We start from the raw sequence: 13,783 nt of genomic DNA, 5'->3' as shown, positions 1-13,783 counted from the left end.
TTCCTTTCTAAAAAATCCCCTCTGCCTTCATACCTTTGTATTCTTCCCCAGCAATACCCAGCTCTTCTTTTAAAATCTCTTCTGTGTGTTGTCCCAACAAAGGCGCCGGTGTATCAATCTTTATTTTATTATTTGTGAATTTCAACTGATTTCCTGTAACCTTCATCTTTCCTGCCACCGGATGTTCCAAATCCACAAACATTTCCCGTGCCACTGCAATATGCGGATCCCGCGCTACTCTGTCGATTGTATTGACAGGACTTGCCGGAATCCCCGCCGCAAGCAGCTCCTCCACGATGTCATCAATATTTTTGTCTTTTGTCCAGCGTTCTATAATCTCTTTTAACGGCGCGTGATTTCTCACCCTATCGACATTCGTCGCAAACTTTTCATCCTGAAGCTCCGGCATTTTCAGTTTTTCTTTTAAAATGTTATACAGTTTGTCATTACCGCATGCAATGATGACCATACCATCTTTCGCATGAAAGGAATCATAAGGATAGATTGCCTCATACCGATTTCCAATTCTGCTCGGCACCCGTCCGGTACATAGATAAATCATATTTATAATTTCAAGAGAAGACACCATAGAATCTACAAGGGAGACATCGACTTTATCTCCCACTCCTGTTTTCAGGCGGTTTACATAGGCTGCCAAAACACCAATACAGCAGCTCGCTCCTCCCATCACATCAGAAATTGCAGTTCCTGTACGTGTAGGAGGCGTATCTGGCCATCCAGTTGTACTCATTAGTCCACTCATAGCCTGCCCGATAATGTCATACCCTGCGCGCTGTGAATATGGCCCATAATGTCCAAACCCTGACACTGCTCCATATACAATGGCCGGATTAATTTTTCTGAGTTCTTCATACCCCAATCCTAATTTTTCCATTACGCCAGGCCGGTAATTCTCCAATACAATATCTGATCTCTCTATCAACTTTCTAAATATCATTTTTCCTTTTTCATTTTTTAAATTCAGTGTCATTCCCCGTTTATTCCGATTCAAGTTCATAAAATATGCACTTTCCCCGTGAACAATCGGAGCATTTCTTCGGGCATCATCTCCCCTGCCTGGCATTTCAATCTTAATTACATCTGCGCCCATATCTGCAAGCATCATCCCACAATAGGGACCCGCAAGTACCCGCGTTAAGTCCAACACTTTTACTCCACTTAAAAGACCTGTTTGTTTCATATTCACACCATCCTTAAAATAATTTAATTTTATACTCTAAATACCAAGCAAAATTTATGCCAAATTATTTTTCTCAATAAAAAAGAGAAGTTCTGCGTAAATTCGCATAAACTTCTCTCATTATTTCCTCTTTATTATCTTACAAATGTTTCAGTTCTGTTTTTCTCCTGCTTTTGAAACATCTTTTTCTTTCATAAGTCTCCAAATTGTCGTTCTGCTTGTTCCTAATAGCTGCGCAATTTTTTCTCTGCTATAAGACATTATTGTTTTTAATGCCATTACTAGTTCCACTGAAATATTCTTTCCATCACATTGATACTTCTTAATGATTTCCTGTAACAAACGTTCCTCGCCTATTGCACGTATCATACATCGTTTCATTACAGTATTATTAACCGTCAATGTCTGTTCCATATATAGGCAATATCTCTCGCAAACATTCTGCATCTCCCGTATATTTCCCGGCCACTGATATATCTCTAAAATTTCCTGTACTTCTGATGGCAATTCTATATGAGCTATTTCGCGGCCACGCCTTTGTTTATAAAAATGTTCAAATAGATACAATGCATCCCCCTGTCTCTGTCTAAGAGACGGAAGATGTAATTCAAGAACATTTAAACGATACAGCAAGTCTTTTCTAAATTCATCTGAAGCCACATGCTCTAAATCTTTATTTGTAGCCGATATCACCCTTACATCAACCGGTATAATCCGTTCACCTCCAACTCGCATAATTTCATGTTCTTGTAAAACCCTGAGTAGTCTTGTCTGCATTAAAGAAGAAATCTCGCCAATTTCATCTAAGAAAAGTGTCCCTCTATCTGCAAGTTCAAACACTCCTTTTTTACCACCTTTTTTGCTTCCTGTGAATGCGCCTTCATCATAACCAAATAATTCTGCCTCAAGAAGTGATTCGGGAAGTGCTCCACAGTTAATAGCTATAAAAGGACCATCGCTTCTTCTGCTTTCATTATGAATACTTTGGGCAAATATTTCCTTCCCAACACCTGTTTCTCCATATAAAAGACAAGAAGAATCACTTTCTGCAAATACCCGGGCATCTTCAATACACTTTTTTAATTGAACAGACTGCCCTATAATATCTTGAAATTTACTTTTTGCCTGAAATCCTTTTTCTCTTTCAGACACAGCCTTTTTCTTCCGGTATTCCACTTGTGCTTTAAGAATATCGTTCAATTTTGAAAGCAGGATAATTAAACCGCTATATTGCTGGAAATTTTCTTCCATTTTAATTATTTGAATAAGAATCTCTTCATCTTCTATTTTAACTACTTCACTTTTTTCTTTTTCTTTCCCTTTCTTAAATTCTTCCAATTTAAAAAATGGAAATATGTTTTCTATATTTTGATTCTTAAGATGTATATATTTTAAATTTAAAATTTCTTTAGCAATTGGATTGCGATCAATTATGATACCGTTCTCATCTACAAGCAGTACTCCGTTCATAGTATGGTTTAAAATTATATTTTTATACTGATTCTCTTGTCTTACTTTTCTAATTTCTTTAACGATATGTCTTGCTTCCATAATCGTATCTTTCATTCCAGAAATGCTATATAAAATGGGAATGGTTATTTTCCCTAACTTTTCTCCCACTTCCATAGCATGTGCACGTCCAATAATTACATCCGCCTCTGATTCTGCAATAAATTTTTCCAGCTCATGTGCATCCTCATATACAATATTTAAAATATCTTTCTTTTGTCTTACAAGATATTCCTTAAGTTTTAAAGGCATACTATTACGATACGTAACTAATGCCGGCCTTTTTCCTTTTTCAATTCCTTCTGAAATTGCAGATAAAATATCAAACTCTGATATTTTAAAATTTATAAGCGGAATATTAAAAATTTCTCTTACAACCTCTGCATTTGCACCGCCTGCAAGAAGTACTTCCGCACCATTTACTATTTCATACTCAACTTTTTCAATAACTTCTTCTAAAACGCCTTCTACTATATGAACTTCTATTTCATCATCATTTAATTCTTTTAATGCCATTTCAACTAATTTGTCTTGTTCTCTGTAAGTAATACAACACATTTTTATCTTGCCCATACCACGCCCCCTGTCTAATATTCACCACAATTAATTTAAGTATGTCATACTCCACTTAGATATACAATCATAAAATGCAGGACACCCCGGTAAATTTGGGCATCCTGCATCTTGTCAGCAACTCATTTTTCAGGCGGATAAACTGTCTCATCAAATACTTTCCCATCGTGTCCGGGAAGAATATAATCACATATTTTTTCAATTTTATCATAAGTTGCATAACATTGATTTAAATCTACATGAATCGCCGAGGGAATATGTTTCATTACACCATTTCCTTCCCAGTTCTCGAATCTTCCAAGGCAGTCACTGGCGATCAGATATTTTCCATTTGTTGTATTTACTAAAACCCCTTGAAATCCGGGAGTATGACTTGGAATAAATATCAAGTCTATACCTTCATAAAGATTTGTGTCTCCATCTACAAGTATATATTGTTCCATTGTTTTTTTGAACGGCGGCTTTAATCCTATTTCTTCTGATTCATAATATGCCCATTGTGTTGGTAACGGATGCAACGCAAATTCCATTTCTTTTTTTTGAACATAGATCTTTTTTCCGGGGAATTTGTCATTATTCCAGCAGTGATCCCAATGCAAATGTGTATTTACAATACATGTAATATCCTCCTGTTTTACTCCATGTGCTTTCAATGCATTTTCAAGAAGCATATCTTCTGTCTGCACAATAGGATGATGATGTTCTGCTGACCATTCCGGTCCTCCGCATCCTGTATCAACTAATATATTCAATCCATTTCCTTGTACCAGATATGCTATGATCGGTGTGACTAATTTTTCGCCAGCCCCTTGTAAGTATAGTAATGTCGATTTTTCATGTTTCTGAAATTCCGCTAATTTTAACGGATAAATTTTATATTCTGCCAATCTCATCTCCTCCTTTCCCTGTTTACAACATTCCTACGGCACGCGGCACAAACAGAATTAATTCTGGAAATACAGTAAATAATATAATCGCTATAATTCCCGCAATGACAAATCCAATTACTTCTTTTGAAATTGTTCCAAGTCCAATATTGGCAATTCTACATGCAGGATATAAATTTACAGCTACCGGAGGCGTTGTAAAGCCGATTGCAATCGCTACTGTAAGCACAACACCAAACCAGATTGGATCCATACCAAGCTGTTGTACAACTGGCAAAAATAACGGCACGAAAATATAAGCAATTGAAATACCATCTATGAAAACTCCTGCAATCAACAACATCAAATCAATTAAAAGTAGTATTACTATCTTATGATCGGATATATTCAGTAATGCATTTCCAAATCTTGTTGCAATCCCTTGTGATGTAATCAACCAAGTCATTGCAGCTGCATTTGCCATAATTATCATAATACTTGCCGAGCTTACTCCTGCTTCTGCAAAAATCCTCCATAAATCTTTTATTTTAAATCCTTTATATACAAATAATCCAACTATAATACTATAAATAACAGCAACAACAGCGGCTTCTGTTGGTGTAAAAATCCCTCCATAAATTCCCCCTAAAATAATGACTGGTGAAAGAAGTCCCCAAAAAGATTCTTTAAATCCTTTCCATATTTCTCTTTTCGTACCAAACCGCTCTCCTTTATAGCCATGCCGGATAGAATAAATCAATGCATAAAGTATGAAACAAATCCCCATTATAATCCCTGGAATAATCCCAGAAATAAATAATGTTCCAATTGAATCTCCTGAAATAACTCCGTATACTACCAGATTAATACTTGGTGGTATAACAACTGCTATTGCACTGCTCGCAGCAAGCAGCGCCGCAGCAAAACCTTTATTATAGCCATCCGCAATCATTGCAGGAATCAAAATGCTCCCTAACGCCGCTACCGTCGCCGGCCCTGAGCCTGAAATCGCTCCCCAAAACATAGCAACTACAATAGAGATAATTCCCAGGCCGCCTGGTACAGGTCCTGCCAATAATCTGGCAAATTCAATAATCCTTTTAGATATTCCTGATTTCTCCATTACGAAGCCCGCCAGTATAAAAAATGGAATTGCCAGTAAAGAATATTTTGCCAGACCTGAATTAATCAAATCTAAATACATGTCCAGAGGAATACCATACAGGATCATAGTAACTAATGTAGATAATCCCAGCGAAACGGCAATTGGGATATTCATAAGAACCATAACAAAAAATAATATCAGTAAAACCAATCCTATTTCAATAACCATCCTACACTCTCAGCTCCTTTATCTTTTTTACTGCTAGTTGTATTGCTCTAAATATATACATTGCGGCTCCTATCGAATAAAAAATTTCAAAAATCCATGTAGGAATGCGTAATATGGGCGTTTTCTGTCCATACTCTATCATTGACTGTACTGTTACTACCCCTTGATAAAACAGTAAAGCAAATAAAAGTACACTTCCTAATGTTGAAAGAATCACAAAAACTATCTGCGCTTTTTGGGGTAAAAGATCCGTAATCGCACTTAATCCCATATTTGCTCCCCTCGCACATGCTGCTGAAGCCCCTATAATGGATGTAGCTGCAAAAATATATACAACCAGTTCTTCTGAAAAAGATAAAGAAATTCCCGATATAAAACGTCCAATTACATTTGCCCCCGCAATCAGCAACATTACTAAGATACCTGCTGCAATAATATATTCTTCTAATATCATTTTACTATTCTTCTTTGTTTCACTTACTACTTCCTTTTTCTCATCCACTATTCATATGCCCCCTATTTTGTAGCTTCTTCTAATGCCTGTACTAATTCAGGATTAAAATCCTTCTTGTGTTTTTCAACGATAGGCTCTGCTATTTCCTTAAATGCTTCCTTTTCTTCTTCTGTTAGTACAGTCACCTTCGTACCACTTTCTTCTATTGCCTGTGTATCTTCTTCAATTGCTGTTCTGGATAACTCTCGTTGGAAATCACATGCCTCTACTGCTGCTTTTTGAATAGCTTCCTGTGTGTCTTTGTCAAAAGAGTTCCACAAATCTAAATTGAACATAAGAGGATGTGGTTCATACGTGTAGTTCCATACTGTCATATAATCTTGTACTTCATAATACTTTTGAGGATAAATTGCTGTCGAAATCGGATTTTCCTGCCCGTCTACCGCACCCTGCTGCAATCCGGTGAATAATTCACTAAAATTCATATCCATTGGATTGGCACCACATTCCTGGAAAAATTCAAACAACATATTAGAACCTATACAACGCACTTTAATATCTTTCAAATCTTCTGGTTTTCTTACTTCTCTTATGCTGTTTGTAAGCTCTCTATATCCATTCTCTGCATATCCGACAGCAATATATCCATAGTCTTTTAAAATATTATTTAACGCTGTATCTACGTCTGTCCCCGGCGCTAAAGTTGCATCAATCGTCTCATAATCATTCCAAAGATATGGCATACACAAGGCATTTAAATCTGGAACAATACTGCACTGTACTAATGGTGAAAGAAATCCGCAGGAAATTGTTCCCTTTTGTACCATCTCAATCGCTCCCAACTGATTTCCTCCGGCCAACGTAGAATTCGGATACACTTCCACTGTATATGCTCCTTCGGTATATTCTTCAACCAACTCTGCAAATTTTAAAGAAGCCTCATAATGTGGCGATGTCTCAGACAGGGCAAATGTCAATGTTAAAACCTCTGCATTTCCTGACTTTTTTTCCTTCTCCGCATTTGAAGAAGCGCTGTCTCCTGTTGAACTGCTCAGACTGCCACAAGCTGTCAGTCCTATTACCATTCCTGCGATTACTAAAATACCCACTGCCTTCTTTTTCATAAAAAACCTCCTAAATTTTTATTTATACTTGATAGATCTTATCAAGTATAGTACCGTCACGATATACTACTTCTGCCACTACCTTATTATTTTTCCTATTTACTTCTTCTGGAATTCCTGTAAGCTTTTCTGCTTTTTTCTGCAAGTCATAAATATCCACAATTGGAACGCCTTTTTTCTTAAACAGCGCCTCCCATTCTTTTCGAACAGGATTCACAGAAATTCCGTATTCTGTCACCAATATATCTACTGTATTGCCCGGAGTAGAAATACATTTTACTTTATTTTTTATTACAGCATGTCTGGTCCGCAGTAATGGAGCAACTATCACAGTCATTTTTGCGCATTGTGCTACATCACTGTGCCCTCCCGAACCACCAATAATATACCCATTAGAATCTGTGTGTACATTTACATTGAAATTTATGTCAATTTCTGTTGCTCCTAATACTACAACGTCTAGTGAAGATGCTGCGGAACTTTTAGCCATTGGGTTGGCATAATGACTTGCTGAAATTTCCATATGATTTGGGTTCTCGCGTATAGATTCCACTGCCTTTAAGTCAAAACACTGTACATCCTGTAAGGCTTTAAAGCAACCAGTATTCAGCATATCTACTAAATATCCTGTAATTCCTCCAAGAGCATAACTTCCTTTAATTCCTTTATTCAGCATAATTTCCTTCAAATAACCTGCTGCAGCAAGTGATGCCCCTCCTGCTCCTGTCTGAAATGAAAATCCATCTTTAAGAAGTCCCGAAGCTTCAATCGCTTTTGCTGCATATCGCGCTATCTTTAAAGAAACTGGATTTCTGGGAAGTTTTGTCGTTCCTGACACAATTCCTTCTGGATTTCCTATCTCATCTACACATACCACGTAGTCTATGTCTACTTCTGAAATAGAATACTCTGCCAAGGGATACTCTACTAGATTATCCGTAATGATCACGGTCTTTTTAGCATACCGTGCATCTGTAAATGCATATCCCAGAGATCCACATGCTGATTTACCTGTCTTTCCGGTACAATTTCCCATCGGATCTGATGTAGGTGCTGCAATAAACGCTATGTCTGGTACATATTCCCCCTTTTCCATTCCACAAGGCCTGTATCCATGTGTCTGAAAGACTACTGGTCTTTTTAGTATACCTTCTGATATAGCCTTTCCAACAGCGGGTCCTATGTAAGCTGTAACCAGACCAGTTACTACTCCTTTTTTCATATGTTCTATCAAAGGGAGATGACCATCATGTATGGAACTTGCGTTAATTGTAATATCTTTAATTCCTAACTTCGCGATTTCATCCATCACCATATTTAAGACATAATCACCTCCTCGTAAATGGTGATGGAACCCAATACACATTCCGTCTTTCAGTCCACATCGTATAATTGCTTCTTTAATATCGGTTACTAGTTTCTGCATTATACACCTCCTCTAATTTTTTCTGCCACAGACAAAGTACGTTTTGCACGTTCTACAATCGGAGCATCTATCATTTTCCCATGTAAAGATACTGCACCTTTTCCAGCCTTTTTTCCATCTTCAATCGCTTTTAATATTTCCTGTGCATATAATATTTCTTTTTCTGTAGGGCTAAATATTTTATTAACAATTTCTACATGACTCGGATGAATAACAGCCTTACCTGTATATCCCATTCCTTTCGCATAATATGAATCTTTTTCAAGCCCTTTTAGGTCTTCTATATCGGTAAATGGTGTATCATAAGCATCTATTCCGGCTGCCCGTGCAGCACAAAGAAGCCTGCCTCTGGCATAATCAATTTCTTTTCCTTCCTTCGTTCTCGAACATCCAAAATCAGCGGTTAAATCTTCTGCCCCTAAGTATAACGCCTCTATTCGTTTACTTGCTAAAGCAATTTTGTATGAATTTTCTATCCCTTTTGCTGTCTCAATTAGCGGAATCAACTTTGTACTTCCTCTATGCATATATTTATTTTCTTCGATTCTACTTATTTCTTTATCAAGTTCACAAATATATGTGGCATCATTTACCTTTGTCGGCATAATAACATCTGGTTTCAGCGGAATTATTTCCTCTAAATCTTCTTTCCAAAAAGGAGTGTCTAGAGAATTAATCCGTACAATAATTTCACATCCATTAAAATCTATGTTTTTCAAGGCTTCCCTTACTAAAACTCTGGCTGCATCTTTTTCACTTGGAGCCACTGCATCTTCCAGGTCAAAAATAATGCTGTCTGCTCCTAAAACACCACCATTGGTTATCATTTTAGGGCTGTTTCCTGGAAGAAATAACATTGTCCTTCTCATATGCTTCCCCCTTTACATGCTCTTTTTAATGCTGTTTCAGTTCTTGCCTTTATCGTATAATCCAGCGCCCCTTTATCTGTCGCCTTAACATAAGCGTTCTGTATTCCAAACTCTTTTATCACTTCCTTAATCGTTTTCCTGACCGCAGTACCAAAGCATTTCTCTACTGTAGAATACAACTCTAGGTGAATCCCTCTATCCGCAGAAAATATCTCAATTAAAATGTCGCTTTTTTCATTGGTTCCAGCCCGTGCAGTTTGCCTTATCTCCATTTTTCTCCTCCTAATCTTTCTTTATAATTTTAGCCTTTTGTTATATAAACGAGCAAAACTTATGCCAACTTTCTTTTTATTTATAAACATACTATTTTCTTTTGAAATCAGCGGCTTTTTCTTTCTCTCATTTCTTCATTATTTTATTTTTTGTTTCAAGGCAAAAATCTCACTACTTTTTGAAACATTTTATCTTCTTATTTCCTATATAAAAAGTGCTGCTTTATAACCTTTCGTTATTCCGCCGCACTTTTTTCCAAATTTTAATATAATATTACATAATGTAAAACCTTCCTGGCAAATAGTAATTTTTTCCTCTATTCCTGCAAAAAATTAACCCTATTCCACTTGGCCTATTTTGATAAACTACGCTAATATTTAAATAGTTAATATGTGATTTAATATAAAAATGAATAAATACTGACACAAGATAATATTAACAAAGGAAATGCCTGTTTTACTAAATTCCACATTTGTGTTTCTGTTCTTGCTATATGTAGTGTACTTTGAAATGTGAGCAAATCAGATAAAGAAATGTAATGTATAACAAAACTTTTGTTTTATAAAAAATTGTAGATTACTATCTTTGAAAGTTTGTACAGATATAGTATATCTCATAACAGAAATAGTTCTGGACTGATTTATTTTCCAGTGTATTCTTTCTAAATATCTTAACTGCTATAAATTATATCCCATAATAAATAATGATTATGTTAATATCTCATCCCCCATTCTTTCCGCATTTTATCCATAATCCGCAGTACCTCTGCTGTTTCTTCATGGGGCAGATGCGGACATTCAGTCCACCCTTTTTCTAAAGCCTGACGGCAGCTTTCGATTTCATACTCCAGCCCGCTTATTTGTTTTGGCAGATATATTTGTTCCTGGCAGATATGCTTACGATTATACCATTCTATTTTTTCCGGATTATTAATGTTAGTCACTTCCATATATCCCTCATCTCCGTACAGCACCGCACGTCTGTCTAAAGCTGCACACATGCTGCTGTGCAGCACTGCCATTTTACCTCCTTCAAATTCCAGCGTTATACTATCGGACAGATCTACTCCTTTCTCAGACAGTACAGCTGCGGAAGTAATCTGTTTTATATTTTTCCCGAATATAATTCTGGCAAAATGCAGCAGATATATTCCCAGATCTAAAAGTGTTCCTCCTGCTAATCCAGGTTCCCGAAGCCTTGGGACATTCTGGATAGAATATCCCAGGTTCGCCGTCAAAGAAGAAAGACTACCTATTTTTTCTATATTTTCTTTTATTATATTTACAAATGGCATGTACCGTGTCCACAGCGCTTCTGTAACAAAACAGCCTTTTTCTGCCGCCAGCGCAAAAATTTCTTCTGCCTGTTCCGCATTTACTGTAAATGGTTTTTCACATAATATAGACCTTCCATATTCCAGGCATAACTTCATATGTTCATAGTGCAGCATATGCGGTGTTGCAATATAAACCAAATCACACTCGGATTCCTTAACCATATCCTCATAGCTGCCAAATACCTGTCTGGCATCATATTTCGCCGCAAATCCTCGTGCCTTTTCCTTTGACCTTGACGCAACTGCATATACACAGACTCCTTCCATTTCGCGGATGGTCTGCGCCATCTTTTCTGCAATCGCTCCTGTACCGATAATTGCTATCTTCAGCATCACGTACCCCTTCTTCCTTTATACTATGTTCTTTCAAATAAATATGGCAGTATATTATACAAATATTGGTATACCGCTTCATATTCGTGCTTCTTTTCTTTCCCCAGCAAATAATGAAAATTCCCTTTAGACAGATCTTCATTTTCTTCAAATACATCCGGATATTTTCGCATAGCGCGGACTTGTCCGTTTAATGCTTCATACGCAATATCTTCTGTGCCTGTCGCCGTATATATAAAGAACCCATCCGTTCCATAGCCGGAAGATACTGCCTGAGCTTTTAATACCTCCGCTGTTTCTTCTGGTTTTGTCAATCCGCCCTGTCCCTCTATTTCCCAGCAGTCGCCGCTTAACGGCACATAATAAGAAAAATAATCTATATTGTGAAAAAATGCAAACCACGCAGCCGCTCCGCCCATAGAAAAACCACAGATACCTCTGTGCATCCGTGATTGTTGAAGTCCTTTCAGTGTTGTTTCTTCCGCATAAGTATGATACTTGCTTTCCACAGCAGGTAAAAGTTCTTCTCTTAACTCTTTTTGGAAAAAACGCACATGTTCGCGTTCAACTTCACGCACCGGAGGTCCTATCCGCCCGATTTTTTCTTTATAATATGTGGGAAATACCACAATAAGCGGAGAAATCTTCTTTGTTTCTATCACATAATCCAGCATATTTTTTACTTTGCAGCTGTCCAGCCATGCATCGGGGCTTCCTCCTCCGCCATGTATAATATAAAGTATATTATATCTTACATTATTGTCTTCCTCGTCATATCCATATGGCAGATAAACATTCGCATATTTTTCTCTTATTTCTCCCGACTGATTTTTTGTCGAATACGCAATCCTCGTAATTCTTCCCCGCCTGTTTACGTCATGATAGATATATTCTTCCATATTTTTTCCTCCTGTCTGCTCTGTATTTTTCCTGAATATTCTTTTTTACCCTTCATTTTCAAACCGGCGGAGTACCATCACTAACAGATGGCTCTTTGCGTTCAGCAAAAGAGCTCCTGCGATCAGCCATATAAAAGGAGCATAAAGACTCCATGCCAAACATAAAATGGGCACAATCAAATTACATACTGCTAAGAGAATACCGGCCCAAAACTTTCCGATACCAATTAAAAACGCACATTTAACTATTCTAAATGTTCCTGCATGGAACCTTGCCAGCAGTGCAAAAAAATACGTTCCTATGAACAGCGCTATAAGCGTTGCTACTGCAATAACTGACAACAGGACATAAGATGCCAGCCCAAAATTCGTATGCAGGATAATATACCAGTCCACTCCCAAGATCAAAATCCCAATGCCGGCAATCCCTTCCAAGACTAAGCCCTGCCTGAAATTCTCCCGGAATGATTTTAGAAATGCACGTATTACATTGGGAGATTCTCCCCGCGCAATTTTCATAGCTGTATAATATTTTGCGGCAGAAGCAGGACCTATTGTAATAATTGGAACAGAAAACAACAAACTCAAAAAAAGCAGCAGCATATAATCAAAAAATATGTCTAAAAGCTGTACAATTTTATTCTCTGCACTAAAAAATCCCATGTATATCTCCTCTGTTTTCGTATTTATATTACATATTTACCGGGGGTATCAGCTTCGCAGTTCCTCCTGACGGCACTTCCACATATTCATCGGTAAACATTCCGCCTATATATACAGAAATTGCCGATGGGTTATATACAAACTCTGCGTCTGCACTAAAAACCAATCTGTGATATGCTTCTATATATTCCTGTACTTCTCCGTTTGCAGCATACCACACGTCCGCATGTCCGCTCACCTTTTCCAAAAACTGTTCCATATATTCCCAATTTTCGCACTGGTCGAACTCATAGCTGTGTCCCCATACATAGAAAAGTTTTGCAGGAGTGTGTAAGGAAAAATAGAGTTCATCTGACAAAAATTCATCCGCAAGTTCAAATAGTTTTTCATCATTATGATGACAGGTCGGATGCCATGTAAGGAAATTTTGCGGAATATCAAATCGCCGTGTTGATTCAATCGTTCTGGCATATCGGATTCCAGATGCCTTAAGAGCCTGCAGTGTTATGTCATCGTATGCTCCGAAGGCATACGCATACCCTGTCACAGTTCTCTGCGTCAGTTTTTCCAGCTCCCGTCTGCTGTCCAAAATTTCTGCCGTAACCTTTGCTGTATCCATTCCAGTCATACATATATGATATTGTCCGTGAGCCGCTATTTCATGGTTTCTATAAAGTTGTTGTATTTCATCCTTGTCCGCTTTAATATGAGGAACTTCTTTCTTCCCCGCCGCTACTGTTCCTCGCTGCCCGAAAAGCCCCGGATTCAGGTTAAATGTAGCTTTCACACGATATTTGTCCAGCAACGCGATAAGTTTCCGATCCTGCAAAATTCCATCGTCATAGCTTAACGTAAATGCCTTCTTTCTTCCGTTTGGAAAAATCACTCTGTCATTGACTTGTAAACTCATATTTTCCTCCTGAC

General features: G+C 37.5%; 13 protein-coding genes. All 13 read right to left on the bottom strand.

Translation table 11 applies throughout. The features are described from left to right. Nucleotides 1-7: 7 nt before the first annotated feature. The 13 genes from H8S37_RS11810 to H8S37_RS11750 all read right to left on the bottom strand — a co-directional run bounded on the left by H8S37_RS11810 (nt 8) and on the right by H8S37_RS11750 (nt 13,769). On the bottom strand, nt 8-1,201 hold the full coding sequence (locus H8S37_RS11810) for a CaiB/BaiF CoA transferase family protein (RefSeq protein WP_186876269.1): 1,194 nt from the start codon (nt 1,199-1,201) through the stop codon (nt 8-10). Between the two features lie 150 nt (nt 1,202-1,351). After that, nucleotides 1,352-3,283, bottom strand: a complete 1,932-nt coding sequence (locus H8S37_RS11805; RefSeq protein WP_186876268.1) for a sigma 54-interacting transcriptional regulator — start codon at nt 3,281-3,283, stop codon at nt 1,352-1,354. Nucleotides 3,284-3,405: 122 nt separating this feature from the next. After that, nucleotides 3,406-4,170 (bottom strand): N-acyl homoserine lactonase family protein, encoded by a 765-nt coding sequence (locus H8S37_RS11800; RefSeq protein ID WP_186876267.1) that lies wholly within the window; start codon nt 4,168-4,170, stop codon nt 3,406-3,408. 22 nt (nt 4,171-4,192) lie between these two features. Beyond that, nucleotides 4,193-5,482, bottom strand: coding sequence for a TRAP transporter large permease (locus tag H8S37_RS11795; protein ID WP_186876266.1), 1,290 nt, complete (start codon nt 5,480-5,482; stop codon nt 4,193-4,195). Nucleotide 5,483: 1 nt separating this feature from the next. Further along, nucleotides 5,484-5,984 carry a TRAP transporter small permease gene (locus tag H8S37_RS11790; protein WP_186876265.1) on the bottom strand — a complete coding sequence of 167 codons (501 nt, stop codon included), beginning with the start codon at nt 5,982-5,984 and terminating at the stop codon, nt 5,484-5,486. Between the two features lie 14 nt (nt 5,985-5,998). Then, nucleotides 5,999-7,060 carry a DctP family TRAP transporter solute-binding subunit gene (locus tag H8S37_RS11785; RefSeq protein WP_186876264.1) on the bottom strand — a complete coding sequence of 354 codons (1,062 nt, stop codon included), beginning with the start codon at nt 7,058-7,060 and terminating at the stop codon, nt 5,999-6,001. Nucleotides 7,061-7,082: 22 nt separating this feature from the next. Further along, nucleotides 7,083-8,486: a citrate lyase subunit alpha gene (gene citF, locus H8S37_RS11780; protein WP_186876263.1), complete on the bottom strand. Its 1,404-nt coding sequence runs from the start codon at nt 8,484-8,486 to the stop codon at nt 7,083-7,085. Continuing rightward, the gene (locus H8S37_RS11775) at nt 8,486-9,355 is read right to left on the bottom strand and encodes an HpcH/HpaI aldolase/citrate lyase family protein (protein WP_186876262.1); all 870 of its coding nucleotides are present in this window, start codon (nt 9,353-9,355) and stop codon (nt 8,486-8,488) included. The genes citF and H8S37_RS11775 overlap by 1 nt, the downstream gene beginning before the upstream one ends. Beyond that, nucleotides 9,352-9,627, bottom strand: coding sequence for a citrate lyase acyl carrier protein (gene citD / locus H8S37_RS11770; RefSeq protein WP_186876261.1), 276 nt, complete (start codon nt 9,625-9,627; stop codon nt 9,352-9,354). The genes H8S37_RS11775 and citD overlap by 4 nt, the downstream gene beginning before the upstream one ends. Before the next feature lie 713 nt (nt 9,628-10,340). Continuing rightward, nucleotides 10,341-11,297, bottom strand: a complete 957-nt coding sequence (locus tag H8S37_RS11765) for a Gfo/Idh/MocA family protein (protein ID WP_207723940.1) — start codon at nt 11,295-11,297, stop codon at nt 10,341-10,343. A 23-nt stretch (nt 11,298-11,320) separates the two neighbouring features. Beyond that, the gene (locus H8S37_RS11760) at nt 11,321-12,196 is read right to left on the bottom strand and encodes an alpha/beta hydrolase (protein ID WP_186876260.1); all 876 of its coding nucleotides are present in this window, start codon (nt 12,194-12,196) and stop codon (nt 11,321-11,323) included. 45 nt (nt 12,197-12,241) lie between these two features. Then, complete coding sequence (locus H8S37_RS11755; RefSeq protein WP_186876259.1) at nt 12,242-12,859, bottom strand: YesL family protein; 618 nt, start codon at nt 12,857-12,859, stop codon at nt 12,242-12,244. 28 nt (nt 12,860-12,887) lie between these two features. Next, nucleotides 12,888-13,769 carry a polysaccharide deacetylase family protein gene (locus tag H8S37_RS11750; RefSeq protein WP_186876258.1) on the bottom strand — a complete coding sequence of 294 codons (882 nt, stop codon included), beginning with the start codon at nt 13,767-13,769 and terminating at the stop codon, nt 12,888-12,890. Between the last annotated feature and the right edge of the window lie 14 nt (nt 13,770-13,783).

It is taken from the genome of Mediterraneibacter hominis (assembly GCF_014287475.1).
Lineage (GTDB): Bacteria > Bacillota > Clostridia > Lachnospirales > Lachnospiraceae > Mediterraneibacter > Mediterraneibacter hominis.
Note: the sequence above shows the minus strand (reverse complement) of the source record. Positions and strands in the feature narration are given on the sequence as shown.

Coding starts and splice junctions, on each gene's coding strand:
- citD (WP_186876261.1), bottom strand. CDS start 9,627: ATGGAGATAAGGCAAACTGCACGGGCTGGAACCAATGAAAAAAGCGAC.
- H8S37_RS11795 (WP_186876266.1), bottom strand. CDS start 5,482: ATGGTTATTGAAATAGGATTGGTTTTACTGATATTATTTTTTGTTATG.
- H8S37_RS11775 (WP_186876262.1), bottom strand. CDS start 9,355: ATGAGAAGGACAATGTTATTTCTTCCAGGAAACAGCCCTAAAATGATA.
- H8S37_RS11755 (WP_186876259.1), bottom strand. CDS start 12,859: ATGGGATTTTTTAGTGCAGAGAATAAAATTGTACAGCTTTTAGACATA.
- H8S37_RS11765 (WP_207723940.1), bottom strand. CDS start 11,297: ATGCTGAAGATAGCAATTATCGGTACAGGAGCGATTGCAGAAAAGATG.
- H8S37_RS11810 (WP_186876269.1), bottom strand. CDS start 1,201: ATGAAACAAACAGGTCTTTTAAGTGGAGTAAAAGTGTTGGACTTAACG.
- H8S37_RS11750 (WP_186876258.1), bottom strand. CDS start 13,769: ATGAGTTTACAAGTCAATGACAGAGTGATTTTTCCAAACGGAAGAAAG.
- H8S37_RS11805 (WP_186876268.1), bottom strand. CDS start 3,283: ATGGGCAAGATAAAAATGTGTTGTATTACTTACAGAGAACAAGACAAA.
- citF (WP_186876263.1), bottom strand. CDS start 8,486: ATGCAGAAACTAGTAACCGATATTAAAGAAGCAATTATACGATGTGGA.
- H8S37_RS11785 (WP_186876264.1), bottom strand. CDS start 7,060: ATGAAAAAGAAGGCAGTGGGTATTTTAGTAATCGCAGGAATGGTAATA.
- H8S37_RS11760 (WP_186876260.1), bottom strand. CDS start 12,196: ATGGAAGAATATATCTATCATGACGTAAACAGGCGGGGAAGAATTACG.